Below are 23,260 nucleotides of genomic sequence, written 5' to 3'. Positions count from 1 at the left end.
GTCCGCCCCTGCCAAGGCTGCAAGCTTGATGAACCAATTTAGAAAGTAGCGCTACGCCAGGCGCATGATCACCGACAAATCGCGCTCCTGTGGCCCGGCAAAGCGCCGGAGTGAAGCGCAACTCAAGCATCGCTCGCAACTGACAATCGAGCGAATTCGCATGTGCTTCCGTAAAAACAAAAATGGCCCGTGCACGGCTTCCGATTCAGAGAGGGGCTTACAACGGCTCGTCTCGACCTTCCCGCCTTTCGGAACCACTTTGTCCGGATTAGCTGGAAAGCTGGTGCACCTCGCCACCACCGACGTGTGGCCCTTCGCCCTAACGAGGACGCTTACGCCTAGGCATGTCGGCATCAGTGGGGCATCTCGGCTGACGTACCGAGCGGTGCACTCGCATGATGTCAACAATGTCGAGGCTCAAAACAAACAAAAGCTATCGCCATTGAACGATACTGTCGCGAAGCGAACAGACGAACCATGTCCGAAACATTTGCTTTTCGTGCTCAGCTTGACCCTCAGAGCAAAAAAGGAAACGCAAACCAAGGTCCGACGGCAAACTTGAGTGTCAATCGTAGCTTGGTCGTGAGGTTGGCACGTCATTTGCGGGGTGATTTTCGAAGCCGTTGTGACGGTACGCCCGCAGCTATCAGAGATAATCATGGCGATCGACTCGGAAGTGTTTGATTCCTCCCCGGGCATTTCAAGCAGGTGATATGAGAACAACAACTTATCGTGTTAAAGTATAATTCAGCTTCATCGCCCCTGTTGTTGAATAATTATTATGATCCGTGTGTCACACTGCGATAGGCGCAGCGATGTGCATCGTTTTCGATTGTGGGGACAGGAAGGGCTGGCTCGTTCGTTGACGTCCCGTTCTTCAATATTTGAACGGAGATCAAGAATGAACATCAGGAGCCTCCTGCTCGGCTCAGCTGCGGCCCTGATCGCCGTTTCCTGTGCCCGAGCCGCCGACGCCATCGTCCTGGCCGAGCCTGAGCCCGTTGAATACGTCAAGATCTGCGACGTTTACGGCAATGGTTACTACTACATCCCCGGCACCGAGACCTGCCTGCGCATCGGCGGCTATATCCGTTACGACATCGGCCTCGGCGATGTCGTATCGTATGACAAAGCTAGAACCACGGATGTGAAGACTGGCGCGGCCCAGGGCATATGGCAAAACCACACGCGTTTCACATTCAAAACTTGGACCGGGCAAGAGACCGAACTCGGTACATTGCAGACCTACATCGAGACCCGCATGAACTACGGCAAGCACACCGCCTATTCCGGTTCGGACAGTCCTCGATACTATGCCTTCAGCCAAGGCATCACGTTGACTTTCGCCTGGGTTCAGCTTGGTGGCCTCCGAGTTGGCAAGGACTGGTCCGCCTTCGACATGTTTATTGGCTACGCGGGCGACGTGCTCAATCAGATGCTTATCCCGTACGGCGCCTTCGATACTAATGTGGTTCAGTACTACTTTGACGCCGGTAACGGCTTTTCGGCTGTGGTTTCACTCGAAGAAGGCTCGGGCCTGGTCGGCACCATCGACAGTTACGTTCCGCACCTAGTCGGCGGAGTGAAATACACACAACACTGGGGCGCGATCACCGGCGTTGTCGCTTATGATAGCAACTACGAATCGGTCGCCGGCAAGGTCCGCATCGACGTCGATGTTACCGACCAACTCTCGCTATTCGGAATGTTCGGCTACGGCTCCAGCGGCAAGCTCAACGATGACGTCACTAACGCAATCGACGCTCATGGTCGCGGGTTCTACAAAAGTTGGGGCGGTAACTGGGCTTTCTGGGCCGGCGCCACTTACAAGCTCAATGAGACAACTTCGTTGAATCTTCAGCTCTCGGGTGATCAGCTCAGGAACTATGGAGTCGCTGCAAACGTTGCCTATGCGTTTCTTGCAGATTTCACAATTACAGCCGAACTCGACTATGACCGCTACGGCGACTTCGCCGTCGGCAAGGTCGACCCTTCCATTAGCTGGGCTAATGCCAACAAAAAGAGCAGTGTCGGCGGCATCCTCCGTTTCGAACGTTCATTCTAACGGGAGGAAGAGCTTCATCTCGGTGGCCTCAGGCGGCGAATGACGATTATGGGGGGACCTGCCACGCCTGCGGCAGATAAGCCCTGACACGTTTGCAATCGGATACAGCTGCGATTAGGGCGCGGCCGATGCCCCGCTTGCCGGGATGTGACAGCTGGTAAAGCGTTGCGGCAGGTTTGCTGGCGGTCCCGGCGCTTGCGCTGACGCGTGCGGCGCAGTCCGGCGACACGGTGGAGGCCGCCGGCAGATGGGTGGGCGCGTGATCGCCGAAGCAATCGCCGAACTCGCCCAGTATCCCAGCTTCGATAACGACTGAATCGGCGGCGACTCAATGCAACCTTGGCTTCCGGAGACCGCGCTGACCGCCGCCGGCCTGACCGCGCTCGCCGCGCAGGATGCTTCGGACAAGCAAATCACCTGCGTCAAGGCGCCCTTCAAGTCGCTGATCGACCATGTCTTTATCTCGCCCAATCTCGTGCCGTGCGACCACGATTTCACGATCCTCGCGCTCGACCGAACCATCGAGCGGTTCCTGGAAGTGTCGATCATCGCCCGGTCCTCTTGCGACTGGCCGGGCCTATCGGTGAGCGTTAGATCCAGAACGAGGTTACACGGGATTCCTACAGCGGGCACATCGCAGCTGGCCGCCTGGCAAAGTCAAAGGGCAACCGTCTCACCGACGAAGACCGCGGCGAGCCGCAATCATCGAGCGAGGACGAAATAGTGGACAGCGAAGGGTTTTATCCGCATGCGGCAGGAGGATCGCTTTGTGGTTAGCGCTATTGCTGCGTATTCGATGCTTTTCTCGGCCGGGTTTGCCCGTAGGCACAGCCAAGCAGCGTGAGGGGAGGCCAAAGGGATAACCAATCGTCGCTAAACGGCATGCCCCAGCAAATAACGGCAAGGCGGTAGCGGCGCGCTTGAGCCCCGGTTGAAGTGCTTGGAGTTTTTCCGAATGGGCGAGCGTTGCGACTAATGAAGGCGTCACATCATTCGACGGTGACTGATTTTGCCAGGTTGCGTGGCTGGTCGAGATCTGTGCCCATGAAGAGCGCCGTGTGGTACGCAAGAAGCTGTATCGGCAGCGAGAAGATCATCGGCGCGATAATCTCGTCGGTGGCCGGCAGCACGATCGTGTGCATCGTATCGAGTTTCGATGCGGCTGCCCCTTTTCCATCGGTGATGAGGATAATGCGCCCTCCGCGGGCGGCCACTTCCTGCATGTTGGAGAGGGTCTTGTCGAAAAAGCGATCATGTGGCGCGATGACGATCACTGGCATGTTCTCGTCTATCAATGCGATAGGACCGTGCTTCAATTCACCCGCCGCATAGCCTTCGGCGTGGATGTAGGAAATCTCCTTGAGCTTCAGCGCACCCTCCATCGCCAGTGGGAAATTTGTGCCACGGCCGAGATAAAGGACATGATGACACTTTGACAGTTCGCGCGACAGAAGCTCAATCTCCGGCTGGATGCTGTCCAGTACCTGCCTCATGAGGCCCGGCATTTCGGTGAGGCTCTCGACGAGCGCCTGCACCTCATCTTCGGTCACGGTTCCGCGGGCCTTGGCTGCGTGGATGGCGAGTGCGGCAAGAGCGGCTAGCTGGCAGGTGAAGGCCTTGGTGGAGGCGACGCCGATCTCTGGGCCGGCAAGGATCGGGAAGACCACATCGGCCTCCCGAGCGATGGTCGATTCGCGCGCATTGACGACAGCGCCAATTTTCAGCCCAAGCTGCTTGCAGTACCTCAGCGATGCCAGCGTATCGGCGGTTTCGCCCGACTGTGAAATGAACAGAGCCGCAGACTGCGGCGACAACGGAATCTCGCGATAGCGGAATTCGGATGCAACATCTGTTTCGACCGGCAGGCGCGCATAGCGCTCGAACCAGTATTTTCCGATCAGCCCGGCGAGATATGCGGTGCCGCAGGCAGAGATCGCCAAGCTCGGGATCTTGGCGAAGTCGATGCCAAAAACCGCATCGGCACCATTTTCGATGAAATTGATATAATGACCGAGCGCATCGGCGATGACCTCGGGCTGCTCGAGGATTTCCTTCTCCATGAAGTGGCGATGGTTGCCCTTGTTGGCCAGAGCGGCCACGGCCACGGAGGTTTGGCGCGGACGCGCGACGGGGTGGCCGTCGTAATCAAAGATATCAGCGCCCGTCCTGCCGACAACGGCCCAGTCACCGTCCATGAGATAGGTGATTTCATTCGTGAATGGAGCAAGCGCGATCGCGTCGGAGCCCAGGAACATCTCGCCGTCGCCGTGACCGATCGCCAGCGGTGGTCCATTGCGCGCCGCAATGATGGTCGACGGATCATCCTCAAAGAGGATGGCAAGCGCGTAGGCACCCCTGACGCTTTTCAGCATGGCATGCACCGCCTCACCACGCCTCATGCCCTCCCGGCGGTGCCTTGCCAAGAGATGCGCAAGGACCTCAGTGTCGGTGTCGGTCTGGAACTCGGCTCCCGTCGCCGCCAATTCGTCCTTCAGTTCGGCGAAATTCTCGATGATGCCGTTATGGACGACGGCCACACCATCCGTGAAGTGCGGGTGTGCATTGCGTTCCGTCGGTGGCCCATGGGTTGCCCAGCGGGTGTGGGCGATGCCGATGGTACCACCCAGCGGCTCTTCCTTGAGTCTCCTCTCGAGATTGACGAGCTTGCCCTCTGCGCGCCGGCGGTGCAAGGTGCCCTCGGTGATCGTCGCAATGCCGGCCGAATCATAGCCGCGATATTCCAGACGCTTCAATGCGTCGACCAGGCGTTCCGACACCGGCTGTTGCCCAACGATGCCAACAATTCCGCACATGTTCTTCTCCGAATTCTTCCCGGCAGCCTTAGCCGACGCAGACGAGGGACGCCGCCCGGCATGCGCTCAGTTAGAGTCTTCTAATGGAATCCAGTAGGTTCGGTAAAATTGATTGTTGGGATAGCCGTCATCCACGCCATGGATGAACTGAACCCAGTCCAATGCGGGTGATGTGAACCGGGGCGTACGCTTCCGCCTTCAACGGGCTGCGCATATCATGGCCGGCGCCCTCACCTGCGTTAATAGCATGCAAGCCGGCCGCAGGAGACGGGGAATACTTGGGCCGAGTGCGAATGGGTAGCCCCGCACTCTTTGATCTCGCCGTTCAATTGTGCGGACGCTGCTTCATGCATCATTCCTCGGTTTGCTTCTCCAGGCCGGACGCAATGACTCCTTTCGGCGACGAGAAGCAAACCCTCTTCCGATCCCTGGGGCCACGCACCACGTCTTGGCTATCCGCATGGGCCGTGCGGCATGCCGAGAATCGGTTGCCACAGTACCGGCCCATTCAGACGTCCCCTCCAGCGGATGCGCAACAGGCTGGCGTGAGAGATCTCGAGAAACCCGGCCACCGCCTCCGTTTTGCCGACGGGCTGCGGCTTTCCGATGCGCGACAATGGCCACGTTGCGAGGCGAAGGATCCGTTCCATACGCGTATCGGTCACCGTCACGATCCGGGTGAGATTGTTGGCCAAGCCGAATTCGATCATGCCGGCGAAGAGCTCGTAGGTTGCTTGGGCAAGGCCGCCTGCCGCCTTGGGCGTTGATGGGGGCAAATCGAGCGCGAAACGGCTGCTTTCCCATATGTCAGGACTCGCGGGCGCCACAGCCTCACCCAGCAGCGCCGGGAATGTGTCGCGCAACATGGTCGGCCCAGTGGTTGGCAAGAGGCGCACGCAGCCACGAATTCGCCAATCGGATCCCTTGAGCAGCAGATAGACAGGCTTCAAGTCGTCAAAGGTGTCTGTTTCCATTTCGCCTCCGGTCTGAACTTCCCAATCGAGCCTCTCCTTGAAAACCCGATATCTGAGCCCGTGCATCTCTTTGAGCTCGCCTGCGAATTCGCTGTAGAGGCCAGGTGTGATCAGCTGAATCATTCGTCGCCTCCGTGCGGGTTGTGTTCCCGCCATCGAAGGGCAAAGCGCACAGCGATGCAGCCTGTAGACGTTTACAGCTATCCTCGCGGAAGGATCCGGATCTCGCCCGACTGGAGGCAGCCAGCCTGGCAACCGCATGGATCGTCCGAACGCGAGCTTTGCTTGGCATTTTCCAGATGGAAGGTCCCCTTGGCCTTTGAGACCTGCTTTCCAAGGCGTATTCGCGAATTTTATCCATGCCTTTTATGGTCTTGGAGAGCGTGGCGGGCAGGCTACACAGTGGGTGGCCGAGAGGTCGGGAATCAGTTGGAATGGAGGAATTCGTCTCGCCAAAGAGCGATCCTTTGCAATGCACTGCCTGCCCGACACTCCCGCTTCAACGTTACGCGCCACACACCGCCGAGTAACAGCCGGACCGGCGACGCCGGCTGTGCTGGTTGTTGGCCTGATCAGCGGCAGCACGGTGAATCTGAGCCACGTCGCCAGCCATTTCCACGGACCGGCGAGCGTAGCCTCCAACGATCGCCGGCGGCGACGCTTCTTCCAGTTTACCAGTTCGACGAGGACTGGCTGGCGTGTACGCTGGTGGCGCGGCTCAATCTACGCCCGTCCTTGCGGCTGTGCCTTGACTGCACCAATTGGAAGCAAGGACATAAGGTTCGCATCAAGGAGCGAGGCAATATGCATCGTCGTAACCTGATTAGAGCATTCATCGCGCTGGGCGTGTGCCCGATCTGCGCCCAGACCGCGCGTGCGGCCAGCGCCCATTGGGGATATGGCGGCTCGGTCGGGCCGGAGCATTGGGCCGATCTGGACACGAGAAATTTCGCCTGTTCGGCGGGCAGGCAGCAGTCACCCATCGACATCGCCGGCACGGTAAAGGCGGATATACCGCGCATCGACATCAGTTGGCTCAAGGGCGGCGGCAGGATGGTGAACAACGGCCACACCATTCAAATCAACATGCCGGAAGGCAGCACCTTGACCCGCGGGGATCGCGTCTACCAACTGGCACAGTTGCATTTCCACGCGCCGAGCGAGCATCACGTGGCGGGCATGAGCTTCCCGATGGAAGCGCATTTTGTCCATAAAGACACAAAGAGCGATACTCTGGGTGTGCTGAGCGCCCTTCTTACGCCTGGCGCGACAAATAACAGCTTTGCCGGTCTCGCCAAGGTCTTTCCGGCCCGGCCCGGCGAGGAGATGGCAGTTGACGAGTTCGATCCCAACGGGCTTTTGCCGGCCTCGCTCGGCTACTGGACCTATGAGGGATCATTAACGACTCCGCCCTGCACCGAAAACGTGGAGTGGATGGTTGCAATGGAACCGGTCGAGGTCGACACCGCAGACATCAAGCGGTTTACGACGCTTTACGCATCTAACGCGCGGTCGATCCGTCCCTCCAATCGGCGCTTCATCCTAGGCCTCAGCTAAGGTCATCGCGCGCGTCAAGCAAAACCGCGGTAACAATCGGGGGGTTTCGAACAGTACGACGCCACCCTGGTGGCGCTGGCATCGACCATAATGCCCTAGGGTTCACGACAGCATGACCGGATCATGGGGAACTTGTGGGCCGCTTGCTTTCGGAGAACTGGGTGGCGTCACCGACACCCGTACACTCCGGCCTGGATCTGCTCCATCAGGGATTGATAAATTCGACGCGTCGCTCCCGTGCTGCGAGAACCCTCCTTATACTGGACCAATTAAAATCTCCAAAAGTGGCAGTTTAGTTTGGACCAGTGAACTGCAATATTGGCTTGCAGTCAGGGAAGCGATCGTGACTGGTCGCGCCGGTCATGGATTGTTTGCGCTCGAACTGATGGAGTTGCCTGGATGTTTGAGGGTCCCATCATCGACGGTCGAATTAAGAATATTGCATCGGGATTTAGAGCCGTAAGCGTCTACGTCGATGCCACTTCAGCTGGAGAAGGACGTTTCGATACCCGATTGCTTGGTGAAGCCTGCGATTGCGCGTTGGCGGATGGCCCGGCTTGGGCAGAAGCTCATCTGGCGAGTTGGTCCGACGCCTACGTCGTCTTTGGCGCGAAGCCTAACCGTACGCCGTGCTCAGCCCAGGCCCTCAGAAAGCGGGTTCTGAAAGACGGCACTCTTTCGACGATCAACCCGATCGTCGATCTCTACAACGCCATCAGCCTGAAATACGCAGTCCCGGTGGGTGGAGAGAATTTTGACGCCTATGTCGGAAGACCCCACCTGACGATCGCTGACGGGAGTGAGACGTTCGACACCATGATGAATGGAGAGGCGGTCAACGATCCTCCCTTGCCCGGTGAGGTCATCTGGCGCGACGACATCGGCGTCACCTGCCGACGCTGGAACTGGCGACAGGGCACTCGAACCCGCCTGAAGACCCTAACAGGCCGGATGTGGTTCGTACTGGAGGCGTTGGAGACCATGCCGGACGATGCATTGGCAGAGGCGACGGATGCCATGGTCGGAGGGCTGAATGCCTTGATGCCTGGCTGCAAAATCGCGAGCCAAGAAATTGCCATCGCCGGATGAGGTTTCCGGTCGAGCGAGTGGATCCATGGCCGCCCGGGGCATCCGGCGCGATCGATCCGATCGAGATTATCAAGGGCTGAGAGAATGAATGTCGATCTCCATCAGTTGCTCATCGTCTTTGCTGCATATGTCATTGCCGCGGGGAGCCCCGGCCCGAGCAACATGCGCATTATGGGGGTTGCGATGGCGCGCGGCAGAGGTGCTGCGCTCATGCTTGCCTCCGGCGTCGTCAGCGGCTCGATCTTTTGGGGTTTTATGGCCTCCACCGGCATCTCCGCCCTGTTGGCCAGGTACGCCCAGGCACTGCTCGTTCTGCAGGTTTTCGGGGGGCTTTACCTGCTATTCCTCGCCTTCAGGGCGGGACGGTCGGCGCTTACGTCGAACGAGAAGCTGGCGGTGCGCGCATCGACCGACCAAGTCGCTCTTTCGCGGGGTGAGCTCTATAGGAAGGGCCTCTTGATGCATTTGGCGAACCCAAAATCCGTGCTGGCATGGATCGCGCTCGTCACGCTGGGGATCGGTCCGAATTCATCGTGGCAAAGCATCGCGGCGATATTGGGTGGCTGCGCCATCCTAAGTGTCACGATATTCTGCGGCTACGCCATTGTCTTCTCCACACCGCCTATGGTGGCTCTATATCGCCGCTGCCGCCGCTGGATCGAAAGTCTGTTGGCGATGTTCTTCGCGTTCGCCGGGCTGCGTATGCTGCTTTCCCGTATGTAGTTTCGAAAGGAATGGATGATGACTTTGTTTCGCGGCCTGTCGGCGTTCCCCCTTACGCCAACCGATGCGGAAGGGCATGTCGACACCGAGGGTCTGGCTCGTTTTCTCGAGCGTATTCAACGCGCCGGAGCGGACTCCATCGGCCTTCTGGGGAGCACGGGCGGTTATGCTTACCTCACCAGGGAAGAACGCAAGCGTGCCGTTCAGGCTGCCGTGGAATGCATCGGCGGCAAAACGCCTCTTGTCGTGGGTGTGGGTGCATTGCGTACCGATGAAGCTCAGGCTCTGGCGCGCGATGCCAAATCCGCTGGCGCTGACGGCCTGCTCCTGGCACCGATGTCCTACGTTCCCCTGAACGAGGACGAAGTCTTCCAGCACTTCGTCGCCGTGGCCGAGGCGGGGGAATTGCCTTTGTGCATATATAACAATCCAAGCACCACGCGCTTCACATTCAGCGACGCATTGATCGCCCGGCTGTCAGAGGTGTCCAACATCGTCGCGGTGAAAATGCCTCTGGCGGCGAATGACGATTACGCGGGGGAACTGGCACGTTTGCGGTCGATGACGCCTGACACGTTCACAATCGGATACAGCGGCGATTGGGGCGCGGCGGATGCCCTGCTTGCCGGATGTGACACCTGGTACAGCGTTGCGGCAGGTCTGCTGCCGGTCCCGGCGCTTGCGCTGACGCGTGCAGCGCAGTCCGGCGACGCGGTGGAGTCCACTCGGTTGAACCGCGCTTTCGGGCCGCTCTGGACCTTGTTCAAACACTACGGCAGCTTCCGCGTTATGTTCGTCATCGCCGACTACCTCGGTCTGGCGCACGTCCAGCCACCGCGCCCTATTTTGCCGTTGCCGGAGGACGCCGGAGATGACATTAGGCAGGCATTGGAGAAGCTCGAATAGCCGAGCACAGGGCATGCCCAGTGCCACTGCTAGTTAGGCACCCGGCGCGCGGGCGTTCCGCGCACCGTTCGAGATGGAAGTTGGGCGGCGCAGAATTGGATCGGGTTGGTCGCGCTTTGGCTTTGCGGTCTCTTCGGTGGTGAAATGGTCGCAACGTTATCGTGCTCCGGTAGCGCCGGGAAGATGGGCGGCCATCGCAAACGCGTTCTGCAGCCGCATCGAACTTTCATCCGCGACCAAACGATCGGAAGTAGAATTTCGAGCTGATCGTAGGCCGCTCGCTGCCTGAAGAGGGTGCTCCGCGCTACATCGGTTTCGTCTATGGCTATGATCGCGAGCCGCAACGGCGCATTCTCGACCATCTCAAGAAGCAGCCCGTCCAAGCCAATCAGGATATCACCTTCATCACCGACGGTGGGGAAGAAACGCCGACTGGTTCCATATCACCGTGCGCATCAGGGTCCTTCGGCAGTTCGTGCAAGGGCTCGAAAACCAGGACGAGCAGACCGGACAGGACCTGCTCGAAACTCTGCGCAGGATCAAATGGCAGCTCTGGCATGTTGACGTCTATCGGGCCCGTCACGAAATCGCCGACCTGCAATTCGACGCGGAAGGTCTCGAAACAGGCTAGCCGAACATGCGCAAGTTCCTGACCGCCATCGGCGAGCTCACCAGGCCTACATCGCCTCCAACAGTGCCAGCCTGATTAATTACGGCGAGCGTTAGCGGTCCGGAGATCGCATCTCTTCGGCCCTCGTCAAGGCCACCGTCAACGCCGTTCCAAGCGGGTCGCCAACAAATGGCAGATGCAGTGGAGCAGGATCGGCGCACATCTTCTGCTGCAAACCCGCACGCAGATCCTCGATGACCGTCCCGACGCGCTTGGCGTGCAGCCCCTCACCTCGCCCGCGCCCCGCGGTGGTTCTTGCCAAGAGACGCTCGCTCGCATCTAACGAAAACCGCCGCTGCATTTAGCTGCATCCATTGTTCGGATGCGTGCGATCCAAACAATCAATTTGTTCAATCAGCTTCTTGAAAGCTAACCCTTGTTTGGTGGAACATGGGCTCTGGTCGTCGACGCTGGCTTAATGCAGGGGCTGCACGCAGGAGATACAATGCACAGAGATCGCAACCGGGTTAGCGGCATAATGGCTGGCCGACCGGTGTCATCCCCAGGCTGCCGCAGCGTGCGGCTTGTCTGTCCCTCCATGATCTCTCGGAAGACAGTTCCGAATACTGCGACCGGTTGCCCGCCTTGTGTGTCGCCTCGATCTCATAACCGATGGTGAGCTGCTCAATGGGCTATCCTTCGCCGGATAAGAGATGAAGTGCGAACGCTCTCGGGGATCATGCCGATCGTACGTACGTCCTGCTTACTCTGGTCAGGCATAGGGCGCAATTTGTTGGCCCAGCTATGAAACTCTTGCCGGAAGTTAGCTCTGCCGCGTGCGTGATGGCTTGAGCGGACTGACGCAACGAAGGCTCACGAGTATTCGGTTCCTGCCGTCATTATGACGAGACTCAACGGTACCTTCAACATCGGCGTGGTTCGACTCGCCGCGCGAAAACAGGCAAATCTCGATTGAATCCGTCACGCGGTGTCAGCCTGGCATTGGTGCCTTCCCTTCTCAACAACTATCAAATCAGCATTCACGATAGCCCAGTTATCGTTCTCACGTGCCGTAACGCCGTGCCTTCAGTTTCCACGTTCGCGTCGAGCTCGCGAGTGGCCAGAGTTCGGAACAGAACGGTCGAAGTCTAATCGCCGCGAAATTCAACGGAGGGTCAGCGGGGCCAAGGGGGCAAAGTGCGACGGTGTCTAAGCCGTCTTTATGAGGGGAGAGGTACACATGGCTTTCCTGTTCCAGCAGCATCCGGCCGCATACCGAACCGATGCGGAGCTAGAATTCAGGTCAGACTTTCGCAACCCATGCGCTGCGGGTCGAACGCCGTTCCCTTGGGAAACATGGCTCAGTGGCGACAAAGCATTTGTCCTCGCCTTAGCCGCCTCGATTGCGCTCTTGGTCGGGACGCAGAGGCAGGCCCCCAAGATCAACGACGCGGTCATAAGCGAGCTGCGAACGATTCAGATCAACGATGCATTGCTCCAGCGCGACGTCGCCCGTGCTCGGACCGACATGGAAGTGGACCACTCGGTTGCTTCTACCGGACAGGCATTGCAAAGGAATCTTGAAGACTTGCAGCGCGATTTCGAGATTTCGCCCGATGACGCCTCCGGGCAATCCAGATTGCTCGCGCAGCTCGTAAACTCGATCGAAAACACGCAGGCTGCCATCTCAGCCTTGGTCAAGCATAATCAGCGTATGCAAAGCTCTCTCGCAGATCTTGCTCGTTCAATTGACCGCCTTGAGGGCGGCAAGCTTGAACTCTCCGAACTGATCGTGTTTTCAGTCGAACCGGGGCTTACCCTCGCCTCACAGATGGAGCTTCTCGAAAGATATACTCCGGGCCAGGCCCGAGCTGTCGCGGATGTCGTGGCCAGGTTCCGCCCTGTCCTGTCTTCTTTATGGAGGTTGGAGCAAGCTGCCGATCAGATCGCATCCCTCGACACGTTCTCCAAGGCTGCCGAACTGGAGCGAGAGCATCTGAAAGGCTACAGTTTGGCCGGCGCACAGGCGCAGCGTACGTGGCTTTTCTTTGGCTCTGTGTCCATATGCCTTTGCTTGGCAGCGATCATTAGGGCGTTCAGGCAGCATCTGCGGACCAACCGGTTAGAAAAAAGGTTGGAGCTTGAAGAGGAATTGAGCGCGATCGAAGCTCGCTTCAACGATAGTATAGCAAAGAATGCCTCGGCGCGCTGTTCCACCGAAGCAGCCCTTAGACTCATTCAACGCGTTTTCGATGCGGACCAATGCGCGCTTACTCTGGTGGATCCGAGTCTCATCAGGCATACCGAGTACTTTGTGGCGAACACGTGCATGCGCGTCTGGAACGTCGCGCTTATTGATGAACTCGTTTCACTTGTCCGCGCCGGACGGCCATTGTTTCGCGTCATCCCGGCGGCGGAAATGGTTCGGACCGCCAGAGGCTCTTCCGGTGTTTGTCAAATTGTCGGTTGCAGCGCCTCCGGTCAGCAGGTTGCCGTTTGCATCCTCGTCTTTGAAGGAGATCGCTCACTCCCTTCAGCCGACGACCTCCGGGTTCTTGCCAGTGCTATTGCGCGTCTAAGCAACCATCTTGAAATGCAGCGTATAAATGCGGAACGCAACCTTCTGGTGAATCGATGGGAGCATGTGGAAAGGCTGAGGACTGTCGGCACAATCGCAAGCGGCGCTACACATGAATTCAATAATATTTTAGGATCAATAATTGGATTTTCAGAGATCGCACTAGGTCTTGTGCGTCGGCCCTCGAGAATTCAAAACTCCATCAACCAAATCCTCTTAGCTGGACACCGAGCCAAGCTGATCGTTGACCAGATTTTGGCACTCAGCCAAAAACGCAAGCGCGTGGCAGTGCCTTTCAATATCTCCGAAATTGTAATGGACCTTGCGCCACTGCTGCGCATTACAGTTCGTGCAGATGTTCAGTTGCATTTCAAGATCAACGAGTGGCAAACGGTTGTCGAGGGCAGCCCAACCGAGATACAGCAGATCCTTATGAATCTGTGCAAGAACGCATCGGAGGCTGTCTTGAACGACGGCCGTGTCGAGGTTGGCGTTTCACGGACCCGCATCTGCGAAACAAAGCGGTTGGCTCAGGGCACCTTGAGACCTGGAGATTACGTTGTGCTCTCCATCAGCGACGATGGCCCAGGAATCGCAGGTTCGGTACTTCCGCATGTCTTTGAGCCTTTTTTTACCACACGCTCTCGCGTCGGCGGGACCGGGCTGGGTCTTGCTGCAGTGGACAGGCAGGTGTGCGCGCTCGCAGGATGCCTAGACGTCAGCTCGGTTGTTGGCCGAGGTACGCGCTTTGATATTTACTTGCCAGCCTCCGAGGAGGAGCCAGTCAGCGCTGACGTCACTTTCGGCCCATACAACGGATTACCGGCCAACGGCGGAATCATTGCAGTCGTGGAGCCCGATCCAGCAGAGTTGGAGATTCACAAGGACAATATCGCCGCGCTGGGTTATGAGCCGATCGGCTTCGCGACCTTCGAAAGTCTTTGCGGCTGGATCGAGAGCGGGAAGGCAGCTGACCTGCTGATTTTGGCGAAGACGCCTTTCCTCGAGCGAGGACGGGCCGAGTCCGTATGCCCCACCATCATGGCGGTGCCTTTCATAGTCATCGGTGACATCGACCCCATGCCGGTCACATCTGACAATCAGGCCTTCGTCCTTCGGCTAGCGAGACCGGTCTCGTCCAGGACAATAGAGCATGCGATTCGTATAATGATGATGGCGTGATGCCGCCGACGCGCTCATTCTATGCAAATAATGTGAGAAGGCCTGGCAAAAGACATCGAAGCAGAACAAAACGACGCGTCGCATCACAATGGACTTATCGATGCAGAGACGTTGTTCTAGCCTTAGTGCTTGTTAAGGAGGTCGGTTACTGTCTCTCCCCGTCGCCGGGCATCGGCGGCAAGCCATACCTCTCCCACCTCGTACAGGTCACCTTGGGTGTGGAACGGCACAATGACGTCAACGGCAGCCGACAGCATGTCAAGAAGCGTTCGATCTTCCACAGCGGCTCCTTGCGGGCTGCTCTTGACGAGCGAAAAGAGCTTTTTGAAGCCCTGGACCGGATCGGCCCCATGGATCGTTGATATTGATCCCGCATGGCCGGAGACGACTTCGCTAAGGTAGGCCCATGCAGCATCATCGCGCATCTCGCCGAGCAATATTCGATCAGGGCGCATGCGCAAGCTCGCTTGCAGCAGTTGCTCGGCTGTCACCGCACCTACGCCGGCTCGGTCCTTTGGATAGAGTAACCGGACATGGTTCTCGTGCGGGATTACAAGCTCCAGCGTGTCCTCGATACTTATCAGTCTCTCTTGCGGGGGTATAGCGTTGATCAAAGTCTTGCTCATTGTCGTTTTGCCGCTTCCAGTAGGTCCGCAAAGCAGCATCGTGAGCCGTCCCGAAACACACGCTTGCAAAAACTTCTCCAAGTCACCATCGTCGTATTGCTGAAGAATAGTTTCGTCCTGCCGCTCTTGGCGCTGTTTTCGTGACCGCCATTGATTCCAACGTGAGTATTCGTAGCGAGAAGAAACTTCCTTCAGTTCGGTCACACGACTTGAAGGACGCCGTATCGTCAGGCTTACTGTTCCTGAGGGAACAGCGGGCGGCAAACAGATCTGCAGCCGCTCTCCGTTCGGCAGCTCAGTCGCACAGAGGGGGCTTTGCGGTCCGACATCTTGCTTGCGCAGCGCTCCAGCGAGAATCGCGATGTCCTCCAGATCGTTATAACCTAGCGGTAGCGGATGTTTCGTGAAGACGCCGGCTTGTCGCACAAACGCTTCCCCAGGCCGGTTGATAGCGACCTCTTCGGTCCTCGGCTCCTCAAGCCATTTCAGAACGGGGTCGAGAAGCAAACGCAATTGAGGGTCAGCCTCCGATCGCATTGTTGTCTCTCCGGCGTTGGCGATGTTGGGGGGCTGGCGCCACGACAGTTGCCGTGAGACCGTATACATCCGAGAAATCGAGGTCGCGAGCCACAAAGATGGATACAGCATCTCCCTGGTTTTTCTTCAAGGTTGGCGGAATGTTGACCGTCGCTCTCAGTGTCGTCTCGACGGCTTGTCCGCCATTGCTCTGGAAGCTGTTGATGCCGCTTCCTCCGCCAGAGCTCGCCGCGTATTGACCGGCCGCCTGGAACGCGCCTTGAAGGACGCTCATCAGCATTGCTCCGCCAAAGCGTTCCCGGAAGTGATTATCCACCGTGCCAGGCACTCCGGAGCGGCCGAGCTCGTCAGCACCCGGCGATGCTATCGAAACGAGGGCATGGTCAGGTGTTTCGATGCGCGTCCACAGCACGAAGACACGCGCATCCCCCTGTTCGAGACCGTGCTGGATCTCGCCAATCACGGTCGTCCCACGATCCAAGAGCACGACATTGTTGGTGGCGCCGCGGACGTCTTTAGGTAAGACGCACTTCACATAGCCGGGTAAATTTGTGTCGACCGCCGTTTGCAAAAGGCAAGGAATGATCGTTCCCTGAGTAATCACGAGATCAGGGTGCGGCAAAAGTGTGGCCCGGCTCGGCTCCTGTATATCTGGCTTCAATCGGCCTGACAGATCGCCACCGATCGAGATCTCATCCGCGGTCGCGGGAGCATCCTTGTGGTCGTCTTCGCTCCGCTGAGCCACGTCGGGTTTTTGACTGCCGCTGCTGTAGGCGAAAATTGGTGATTCCTCGGGCGGCGGTTCAGCTGCCGCGGGTTGCGGCGTGGATGGCGCAGGATCTGCCGCCTGCGCCGCCTTTGCAGGTGCTGGAGGTTCGGGAGCAAGCTCAATAGGCACGGGGCGGAACGGCTCGGCGTTGGGGGAAATTGGCGGGTTTGGCTGAGAGGGTTCGTCTTGTGTGCTGGGACGACTTCCGAGCCAGATGAGCGACAGAGATGAGATGAGAACAAGACCGGCTACGGCCAATTTCTGTGGTCCCGAAACATGCCGGCGGGCCGGCTCCGAGACCAACGATGCGGATGCATTTACATCGTGTCCCGACTGTGGGCCGGTTTCATTCATCGGCCCGAGCCTTTCAAAACGCGCCACACGTCGGGTCTCACTGTACCGGTGCCCGGCGCTCGTCCAACAGGATCATATGCCCTGTTGAAAATCGACAATACCGTATTGCCATCTCTCAGACGCCATTCCCGGGCGACTGCGGATACTTCAACATAGTCGCCTTTGACTGTGAAGTTGGCAGCGGCTTCCTTGCCGTCGGGATTGATGATGTAGAGGGAGGGTATACGGGAATTGCTTGCGAAGCCAAATACGGTGGTAAAGCCATTGTCGAAAACCTGCAGCGGCGCCAGCGATCGATCGCCCTTTGCGACGTAGTGAAAATTGCTTTCGCCGTAACTGGCAGTTGTACCGGGCCGATTCAATAAATCCTGAACCCTCTGTTCCTGCTGCACCTTTGCCCGGGCCTGACCAAGAATCGAGCGCTTTTCTGCTGCCTGTCTCAAAGCAGCGGCCTCATCACCGGGATAGGTGAACTGCACACTGTAGTATAAGTCAGGTTGCTGCTCATCTAATTTTGGCATCGCTCTCGTTGAAATGCTGAAGACATATCTGCGGGTACCGGACTCACTGTCGGCCAGAACGACGACCGGCTGCGGCGGCAGGATCCGGCTGGCCTTGAAGAACAGGTAGTTGGCGCGTGGGAGCGCAGCCAGGTCTTTGCTATTGGAAACGGCCACGGCTGCGACGGTCTCGTTGGCCGCGAATGTGACGACCAGCGTTGCCCCCACCGCGGTCGACAGGCGCACCACTTCGTCGGGACGGTAAGCCAAGTAGCGCATCCGTGCATCATGCTTGCCGGCAAGCGGGGTGTCTTCCGCGGAAGCCTCCAGCGTTAAGAGTAGTGAACAGGCCAGTGCGAGAAACACTCTTTTTGTCATGGCTGCACGTCACCCAGGTTCGACACGCTATCTTCCGAGGTTTGATAGGAAGTGACGAGTAGACCTCCCGGATTGGTGAGCCTTGATTGGGCAGGCAGATCTGTCAGGCGCTCGTAGCGGATGGTTGCTGTCCAGGTGGTCACCAACGGCATCTGCCCATCGATGGAAAGGGTGCGTTTGTATCGGATCTGTTGAACGTCCGGACTGATGTCGTTTGAGGAAATATGCCCGACTTCGAGCTTGCCGAGCTTGCCGATTGTGACTTGCGGCGAGGTGGGATTCGGATAATTGAAGAAATCTTGATATTGCTGCCGCACAGCCGGTGCGCTGAAACTGGATACGAGGTCATAGCCGTATTGGGCGGAATCGGCTGTGTAGCTCTCGCGCAGGCGTACATATTCCCACAGCGAAGCATTTATGACGGCTCGCTCTTGGGTTGCCGGCAGTCGAGAGACTGACACTTCGCTGTCAACTGTTCCATCCGGGCGTACCCAGAGGAACACAGGTACGAGCTTGGCCAACGGGACCATGGCAGCGATGGTAAATGCCTGCGCAACATTTCCTAGGACCGCCGCTGCCGCAAAGGCTATGAGGGCCTTTGACAGGCGCCGCGCAGACTTCGCTCGTGAAGTTTGAAACGCTTCCACCTTCTTATAGTGGGCGGCTAGCGTTTCTCTCTCCACCAGAAGGGCATGTTCAGGAAATTTCACTTGGGCTCTTTCGCACATTCGACTTGAAGATCTTCAGGGGAGGTTTCCCATTGTCCCACGTTCAGTTGGAATGGCGAACCCGTGCAGGTCGCAAGCTTATCGGTTGTCTTGCAGGCCGCCAAAGCCAGTATTGACAAAAGTAGATAGTATTTCATGTTGAGGTACCCGCGCTTGTCGATTGATTAACCACCTGCCGTTTTGGCAATGCGGCGATTGAGGCTGCTAAGAGATTGGTTCGCACCTGCCCAAGAACCGCCGGCTATGCTGCTGGCGATCGTCGGAAGCGCGACGATCAAAGCGTCACCAGCTAGGAAAAGCATATCGAGCTCGTAAAGCCCGATGATCTTGGCTGCTGTCGTACCCTTGTATTTGATCACCGCAAGCATGACTCCCAGCGCGACTGATTCGGCCGCGATAACTATCGTTGCAACGATGTTGAGGAGGACAAGCAGCAGCCCGTATGAGAGCAGTTGGCCGATCCATCTGGTAGCCATGTCTCGAGTGTGATCAAAAAGATAGCCTACAAGAACGAGGGGGCCGATCGCCAGGAGCACCTTCGTCAGAATTCCAACGGCATCATAGATCTCGAACGCTGTCCAGAGCGAACCGTACAAAATCCATTGCGCTCCCTGGAAGGCAAGTATGTCCTGCTGATTCATTGGCCCAATTTCGGAAGCAATCCGCTGAAAGGCACTCTGACTTGAAGCGAACATTACGTCGAGCTTCTGGGGGATACCGATGAAGGGCAAGGTGCTTCCGCTGATCTGGTGGGCAAGCTTTGGAATCGTGTCGTCGAAGACCGATTCAATGTACAGCTGATAGTTGGCCTGCCCTAAGATGAGGGCGACGACAATCGATACCGTGACTACGCGCGAGATACCTCCGCGCGCGTCGACTTGACCGCGCATGACCAGAAAGCCTTGGATTATGATCCAGAGCGTGACGCACGCAACCAGAGGCGCACTGACCGCCTCTTGGACGTTTCCAATCACTTTGTGCAGCCCCGCCGTAAAGGCCACATGAAAGATCGCGTGTATGGCCGTGAATGGCGCAGGAATTCTGAAAACCATTGCGTGAACCTTATTTGCCCCTGATCAGCGCAGATGAGCCGGATGAACTAAGCGTCGCTACTCAAACATTCTGGCGGTGTCCTGGCGTTCGCGACGCTGCATCGCGGCCTCCTCTGCGGCGTGAAGGCTCGCTTGTGCAGTGGCCATCGTCAGCAGACTCGTGGCCTGGACATTTTGGATAATCGCATCATGAATCTGCTTGAGGACCAGACCGTTGGTGACGGTGGCCTGCACAATATTTCCCGAGCGGGAAAGCTGACCAAGCGTATTGTCGTTGGCCTTAAGGCGCTTGTCCATTACGCCCAGAGTGTCGGCCGCAAGAGCTGCGGCATTGATGGTACCAGCGATTTGTCCCTGTAACAGTTTCGCTTCTGAATCCGTGCCGTCGACTTTCCGGTTTGGGTTGTCCGCAATTGCACGCGCTTTAATCGAAGTTGGCGCCTGACCCTCAAACATCTGCCTCTCAAGCTGATTGCCCGACGGGTAGTGATTTCCTTGGTTCAGTGAACTTAGCAGCCCCGTGACACCGAATGACGACTTTAGTATCTCCACCATTTCCATCGTGGAAGCGAGCGTCTGGGCTGACTTTATCAGGATCTGCGCAGTGGAAACCGCTGTTAAGCCCGCTTGTGTTACTACCGCCGGGTCGATGACGACAAATTGCGACCGGGCCTGTCCGCTAAACAGAAAGGAAGCGGCAAGCGTCGTTGCTGCAAGCGTGGGAAATCTCATGAATATTCCTCCGTCAGTCTTGAATTTCGTTGTAACGAGCCATGAACTTGTCGAGCCACGCACTTGGGGCATCTCCGTGCTGGTCACGAAGCTGGTCGACAAAGCGCACGGTGTTGGCCCGCCCCGAGAGTACGGCTACATACTCGCGCATCTGGCCAAGATCGAATTCGCAAACAACACTCCCGCTCTCGCGCTTGAGCAAAAACTTGCGGCTGCCAATTGCCATTCCCTGGCGGATTGCCTCGAACTCCTGCGTGGTGCACTTCAAGCCATCGACATACGCCGCCCGGTCGGCCGTCGGTGATGGGTAGAAGATCTTGGTCATGCATTGTGCAACGAGACTGGCCCCGAGGGGCGATTCAAGCACGTGTTCAGGCTGCTGCGTTGCGAGTATCAACATGCCGTTGTTCTTGCGGACGGTGAGCAGGAACTTGTCGATAACAGCCGAGAACTGCGGGTTGAGCAGATAGAAGCGAAATTCGTCGCAGCTCATGACGAACCGACGGCCATCGACAACAGCGCCCACGCGGTGCAGAAGATATGCGGCGGCCGGCGCACAGACCTCCTCAAATTCCAGGAGCTGCGTCATGTCGAAGCCGGTAATGGAGGCATCCAGCCTGACTTCGTCCTCATCGCCGTCAAAGGCCCATCCAAGCGCATTCCCCCTACACCACCGCTGCAGCCGTGCTCCCGCGCCCTCCGAGGGGCTGTGCAGCAGGAATTCGCGCAGGCCCGCAAGTGAGCGCATGGCGGGTTCGAACGAAAGTTGACGAAGAATGCCACGTTCCAGTCGACGGCTTTCCTCCGGCGAGATCGGACCACGGCCGTCACTCTCGATGAGGGCCATCAGCCATTCGCGCAGAAAATCCAACGAGGCGGAGGTGTTGTCCAGTCCGCGCAGAGGGGCCAAGCCGCTCGGAGCGCCTCTGCGCAACGCAAGGTATGTCCCTCCCGTGGCTCGCACCAGCAGTTCACCACCCCGGTCTTTATCGAAAAAGACGATGGCGCCATTGCGATCGACCACGCTTTGCTCAAGCATCGCGAGGATAAAGGTCATCAGCGTCGTCTTGCCTTTGCCGACGGGTCCGAATATCGCCGTCATGCCGACGTCATTCTCATGGGGGATGTAGTCGAAAGACGTTCCACCGTTTGTGCGAAAGCGCGCAACAGCTTTGCCCCAGTGGCCGGAGCTGGAACCGCTGGGGAAGTTCTCAAATGAGACAAGCCCGGCAAAATTGTACGAGGTGATCGCCCCGGGGCGCGTGCGCCACCTGTTGTTCCCCGGGAGTTGGGACCAGTACGCGGCCTCCATGCCGATACCCTCTTGGACGATAACGGCGCCTGTGTCGGCCAGCCTTGCGCGCGCATTTGCTGCGCGATCTGCAAGGCTATTGAGGCTGTCGCCATAGACGCACAGGCTCAGATGATGCGAACCCATGACGAACTCGTTGCTTGCCAGTGCGTCCTCTGCCTCGGCAAGTTCATTGATCTGGGTGAGAGCCTTGTCGCCGGCGCTCGTCATCTGGCTGGATTTAAGGCTAAGCTTCGCATGAGCTTGTGGCCGAGTGAGGAAGGAAAAGCTCTGGCTCAGGACAAGCGGGAAGTTGGCGGACAGTAAGGGATTTAGCATGCCTGGCCGCGTCGTCGCCGGATATTCACGGAACGAAAACAATGATCCCACGGAGCTATCCCCGGGTCTTCGAATCTCAAGCGCCCGCTTCCCGCAGATGACCCGATCAGTGTAGATCGAGGCGCCAAGCGAGCCGGTAACCATCGGAACCGGAAGAAACCGGCAAGTCATTATCAGCCGAAGCGCCTCACCAATTTCCGTGAAGAGCACGTTGCCTTTCTCGCGAATACCCAACCGGCGCAGACCGTAACCGCCGAGTGAGCCAGCAATGATCTGCCAGAGGTCCTCCAGGCTTCGCAGTTGTGTGGCCAGATCGTTGTCATTCCGTCTGGGGGATTTGGCAATGCGCCAGCCGATCTTACCGATTGCGGTGCGGGGGGACACGACGATAGTGAGGAAGTGATCGTTGCGAAAGAGCTTGCCCGACAGCACATGGCGCTCATAGGCCTCGCTCAGACTGCCAGCAAATGCACTTTGAAACTGGCGCGATGCCGGCTCCGGCACATCGTTGTTGCGCACAAGATGAGCGTATAGCGTGACATTGTCATCCGCGATGTTGCGCAAGAGAGTGTTGAACGCGCGGCAGCGCGAATTGCGCATCTCTGCGTCTTCCAAATCAAAGGGCAGGCCGTTCACGTGTGCCATGGCCATGATCGATCCGTCTTCCAGCAGGACAACCTGGTCGCTGAGATGACCGACATACGGAAGATAGATCTCGCCAGATCTCTCGGTCCGGCCACTGGCGCCAAACATTACACCATTCCTCTTCCGCGTTTCGGCACTCTGATCGGATTGACGCTGACGCTCGCGCCACCCCAGACCGGCCCGTCCACGCTTCTGCCGGCCGTCTGCAAATAGAGGAGCGCGACGCTTGCGGCGTTATAGTCACGCTCAACCACCAGCCGTGCCCCGAACCAGAGTGGCACGAGCACGATTTCATAAAGTGGGTTTTGAAGGACAATGATGACGAGACCAGCCAACATCATCAGCAATCCGGCCAGCGTCAGCGGCACCCCCAGAAACAGTGCGGGACGTGTCGCCGCCACATAGAGGGTGCTCACTTCCAACCGGTCGCTCATCAGCCACCGCCTATGAGCGCCTTGCCCAGGAAGCTTGCGCCGAACATGATGACGATCCCTCCAACGACACCCGCAACCAAGCCAAGTGAAGCACGACCGAACATCCAAGAGATGCCGATGGCCACGAGTCCGAGCACGGCCAGTGATTGTCCGAAGGGGCCAAGTATGAAGGTGCAGATATTCTGGACCATCTTGGCGGGATCCGTCCCTCCGGTCACCTGAGCCGAGGCTGGCCCGATGGAGAAGACCGTCCACGCGGCGCCTGCAGCAGCGGCCGGTACATATTCAGCCGTCGTGCGCAGCATGGAAAAAGGCGAAGGAACACGCGTTTTAAGCGCACGAAGTATTTTGAATGGCTTCATCATTGTATCTCCATGG

The 23,260-nt window shown here is 57.9% G+C and carries 19 protein-coding genes and 2 pseudogenes; 9 read left to right on the top strand and 12 right to left on the bottom strand.

All coding sequences use genetic code 11. The features are described from left to right. Nucleotides 1–901 precede the first annotated feature (901 nt). Together AC1DZU_RS26365 and AC1DZU_RS26360 are read left to right on the top strand one after the other, a co-directional pair. On the top strand, nt 902–2,065 hold the full coding sequence (locus AC1DZU_RS26365) for a porin (RefSeq protein WP_477289607.1): 1,164 nt from the start codon (nt 902–904) through the stop codon (nt 2,063–2,065). Between the two features lie 331 nt (nt 2,066–2,396). Further along, the gene (locus AC1DZU_RS26360) at nt 2,397–2,789 is read left to right on the top strand and encodes a hypothetical protein (protein ID WP_477289606.1); all 393 of its coding nucleotides are present in this window, start codon (nt 2,397–2,399) and stop codon (nt 2,787–2,789) included. Between the two features lie 265 nt (nt 2,790–3,054). On the opposite strand, the gene glmS is transcribed toward AC1DZU_RS26360, so the two are convergent. Both glmS and AC1DZU_RS26350 read right to left on the bottom strand, forming a co-directional pair. Further along, the gene (gene glmS, locus AC1DZU_RS26355; protein ID WP_477289605.1) at nt 3,055–4,878 is read right to left on the bottom strand and encodes a glutamine--fructose-6-phosphate transaminase (isomerizing); all 1,824 of its coding nucleotides are present in this window, start codon (nt 4,876–4,878) and stop codon (nt 3,055–3,057) included. 452 nt (nt 4,879–5,330) lie between these two features. Continuing rightward, complete coding sequence (locus AC1DZU_RS26350) at nt 5,331–5,975, bottom strand: acyl-homoserine-lactone synthase (protein ID WP_069091244.1); 645 nt, start codon at nt 5,973–5,975, stop codon at nt 5,331–5,333. A gap of 681 nt (nt 5,976–6,656) precedes the next feature. Between AC1DZU_RS26350 and AC1DZU_RS26345 the strand changes: the two genes are divergently transcribed. From AC1DZU_RS26345 to AC1DZU_RS26315, 7 genes and pseudogenes are all read left to right on the top strand, one after another. Next, nucleotides 6,657–7,409 (top strand): carbonic anhydrase, encoded by a 753-nt coding sequence (locus AC1DZU_RS26345; protein ID WP_069091243.1) that lies wholly within the window; start codon nt 6,657–6,659, stop codon nt 7,407–7,409. 399 nt (nt 7,410–7,808) lie between these two features. Beyond that, nucleotides 7,809–8,498 (top strand): B3/B4 domain-containing protein, encoded by a 690-nt coding sequence (locus AC1DZU_RS26340; protein ID WP_477289604.1) that lies wholly within the window; start codon nt 7,809–7,811, stop codon nt 8,496–8,498. Between the two features lie 84 nt (nt 8,499–8,582). Then, nucleotides 8,583–9,221: a LysE family translocator gene (locus AC1DZU_RS26335; RefSeq protein ID WP_010914002.1), complete on the top strand. Its 639-nt coding sequence runs from the start codon at nt 8,583–8,585 to the stop codon at nt 9,219–9,221. 18 nt (nt 9,222–9,239) lie between these two features. Next, entirely contained in the window at nt 9,240–10,127 is an 888-nt protein-coding gene (locus AC1DZU_RS26330; protein WP_069093303.1) for a dihydrodipicolinate synthase family protein, read from the top strand. A 112-nt stretch (nt 10,128–10,239) separates the two neighbouring features. Then, nucleotides 10,240–10,367 (top strand): annotated as a pseudogene (locus tag AC1DZU_RS26325) (IS630 family transposase); the annotation flags it as partial. A gap of 14 nt (nt 10,368–10,381) precedes the next feature. Then, nucleotides 10,382–10,993: pseudogene (locus AC1DZU_RS26320) on the top strand (ISKra4 family transposase); the annotation flags it as partial. Nucleotides 10,994–11,977: 984 nt separating this feature from the next. Beyond that, nucleotides 11,978–14,497, top strand: a complete 2,520-nt coding sequence (locus AC1DZU_RS26315; protein ID WP_477289603.1) for an ATP-binding protein — start codon at nt 11,978–11,980, stop codon at nt 14,495–14,497. 122 nt (nt 14,498–14,619) lie between these two features. On the opposite strand, the gene virB11 is transcribed toward AC1DZU_RS26315, so the two are convergent. The 10 genes from virB11 to virB2 are packed head-to-tail and all read right to left on the bottom strand — an operon-like array spanning nt 14,620 to nt 23,247. Continuing rightward, nucleotides 14,620–15,660 (bottom strand): P-type DNA transfer ATPase VirB11, encoded by a 1,041-nt coding sequence (gene virB11 / locus AC1DZU_RS26310; RefSeq protein WP_069091240.1) that lies wholly within the window; start codon nt 15,658–15,660, stop codon nt 14,620–14,622. After that, entirely contained in the window at nt 15,644–16,783 is a 1,140-nt protein-coding gene (gene virB10, locus AC1DZU_RS26305; protein WP_136621949.1) for a type IV secretion system protein VirB10, read from the bottom strand. The genes virB11 and virB10 overlap by 17 nt, the downstream gene beginning before the upstream one ends. Beyond that, nucleotides 16,780–17,661 (bottom strand): TrbG/VirB9 family P-type conjugative transfer protein, encoded by an 882-nt coding sequence (locus AC1DZU_RS26300; protein ID WP_477289602.1) that lies wholly within the window; start codon nt 17,659–17,661, stop codon nt 16,780–16,782. Before AC1DZU_RS26300 ends, virB10 begins: the two co-directional genes overlap by 4 nt. Next, on the bottom strand, nt 17,658–18,371 hold the full coding sequence (locus tag AC1DZU_RS26295) for a type IV secretion system protein VirB8 (protein ID WP_477289601.1): 714 nt from the start codon (nt 18,369–18,371) through the stop codon (nt 17,658–17,660). Before AC1DZU_RS26295 ends, AC1DZU_RS26300 begins: the two co-directional genes overlap by 4 nt. Next, entirely contained in the window at nt 18,368–18,526 is a 159-nt protein-coding gene (locus AC1DZU_RS26290; protein ID WP_080680416.1) for a type IV secretion system lipoprotein VirB7, read from the bottom strand. The genes AC1DZU_RS26295 and AC1DZU_RS26290 overlap by 4 nt, the downstream gene beginning before the upstream one ends. A gap of 27 nt (nt 18,527–18,553) precedes the next feature. Next, on the bottom strand, nt 18,554–19,441 hold the full coding sequence (locus tag AC1DZU_RS26285; protein WP_027033432.1) for a type IV secretion system protein: 888 nt from the start codon (nt 19,439–19,441) through the stop codon (nt 18,554–18,556). A gap of 57 nt (nt 19,442–19,498) precedes the next feature. Further along, complete coding sequence (locus AC1DZU_RS26280; protein ID WP_136621951.1) at nt 19,499–20,173, bottom strand: TrbJ/VirB5 family protein; 675 nt, start codon at nt 20,171–20,173, stop codon at nt 19,499–19,501. 13 nt (nt 20,174–20,186) lie between these two features. Further along, entirely contained in the window at nt 20,187–22,556 is a 2,370-nt protein-coding gene (virB4, locus tag AC1DZU_RS26275) for a type IV secretion/conjugal transfer ATPase VirB4 (protein ID WP_027033430.1), read from the bottom strand. Further along, the gene (locus AC1DZU_RS26270) at nt 22,556–22,882 is read right to left on the bottom strand and encodes a type IV secretion system protein VirB3 (RefSeq protein WP_006329140.1); all 327 of its coding nucleotides are present in this window, start codon (nt 22,880–22,882) and stop codon (nt 22,556–22,558) included. Before AC1DZU_RS26270 ends, virB4 begins: the two co-directional genes overlap by 1 nt. Next, complete coding sequence (gene virB2 / locus AC1DZU_RS26265; protein WP_032925931.1) at nt 22,882–23,247, bottom strand: pilin major subunit VirB2; 366 nt, start codon at nt 23,245–23,247, stop codon at nt 22,882–22,884. The genes AC1DZU_RS26270 and virB2 overlap by 1 nt, the downstream gene beginning before the upstream one ends. Nucleotides 23,248–23,260: the final 13 nt, after the last annotated feature.

The organism is Mesorhizobium sp. P2_A12, from assembly GCF_056405075.1.
The sequence above is the reverse complement of the archived record's forward strand: the minus strand, read 5'-3'. Positions and strand labels throughout refer to the sequence as shown.

Excerpts from the sequence above, each read along its gene's own strand:
- virB2 (WP_032925931.1), bottom strand. The coding sequence starts at position 23,247 with ATGATGAAGCCATTCAAAATACTTCGTGCGCTTAAAACGCGTGTTCCT.
- virB11 (WP_069091240.1), bottom strand. The coding sequence starts at position 15,660 with ATGCGATCGGAGGCTGACCCTCAATTGCGTTTGCTTCTCGACCCCGTT.
- AC1DZU_RS26330 (WP_069093303.1), top strand. The coding sequence starts at position 9,240 with ATGACTTTGTTTCGCGGCCTGTCGGCGTTCCCCCTTACGCCAACCGAT.
- virB10 (WP_136621949.1), bottom strand. The coding sequence starts at position 16,783 with ATGAATGAAACCGGCCCACAGTCGGGACACGATGTAAATGCATCCGCA.
- glmS (WP_477289605.1), bottom strand. The coding sequence starts at position 4,878 with ATGTGCGGAATTGTTGGCATCGTTGGGCAACAGCCGGTGTCGGAACGC.
- AC1DZU_RS26345 (WP_069091243.1), top strand. The coding sequence starts at position 6,657 with ATGCATCGTCGTAACCTGATTAGAGCATTCATCGCGCTGGGCGTGTGC.
- AC1DZU_RS26365 (WP_477289607.1), top strand. The coding sequence starts at position 902 with ATGAACATCAGGAGCCTCCTGCTCGGCTCAGCTGCGGCCCTGATCGCC.
- virB4 (WP_027033430.1), bottom strand. The coding sequence starts at position 22,556 with ATGTTTGGCGCCAGTGGCCGGACCGAGAGATCTGGCGAGATCTATCTT.
- AC1DZU_RS26300 (WP_477289602.1), bottom strand. The coding sequence starts at position 17,661 with ATGACAAAAAGAGTGTTTCTCGCACTGGCCTGTTCACTACTCTTAACG.
- AC1DZU_RS26290 (WP_080680416.1), bottom strand. The coding sequence starts at position 18,526 with ATGAAATACTATCTACTTTTGTCAATACTGGCTTTGGCGGCCTGCAAG.
- AC1DZU_RS26340 (WP_477289604.1), top strand. The coding sequence starts at position 7,809 with ATGTTTGAGGGTCCCATCATCGACGGTCGAATTAAGAATATTGCATCG.
- AC1DZU_RS26315 (WP_477289603.1), top strand. The coding sequence starts at position 11,978 with ATGGCTTTCCTGTTCCAGCAGCATCCGGCCGCATACCGAACCGATGCG.
- AC1DZU_RS26360 (WP_477289606.1), top strand. The coding sequence starts at position 2,397 with ATGCAACCTTGGCTTCCGGAGACCGCGCTGACCGCCGCCGGCCTGACC.
- AC1DZU_RS26285 (WP_027033432.1), bottom strand. The coding sequence starts at position 19,441 with ATGGTTTTCAGAATTCCTGCGCCATTCACGGCCATACACGCGATCTTT.
- AC1DZU_RS26280 (WP_136621951.1), bottom strand. The coding sequence starts at position 20,173 with ATGAGATTTCCCACGCTTGCAGCAACGACGCTTGCCGCTTCCTTTCTG.
- AC1DZU_RS26270 (WP_006329140.1), bottom strand. The coding sequence starts at position 22,882 with ATGAGCGACCGGTTGGAAGTGAGCACCCTCTATGTGGCGGCGACACGT.
- AC1DZU_RS26335 (WP_010914002.1), top strand. The coding sequence starts at position 8,583 with ATGAATGTCGATCTCCATCAGTTGCTCATCGTCTTTGCTGCATATGTC.
- AC1DZU_RS26350 (WP_069091244.1), bottom strand. The coding sequence starts at position 5,975 with ATGATTCAGCTGATCACACCTGGCCTCTACAGCGAATTCGCAGGCGAG.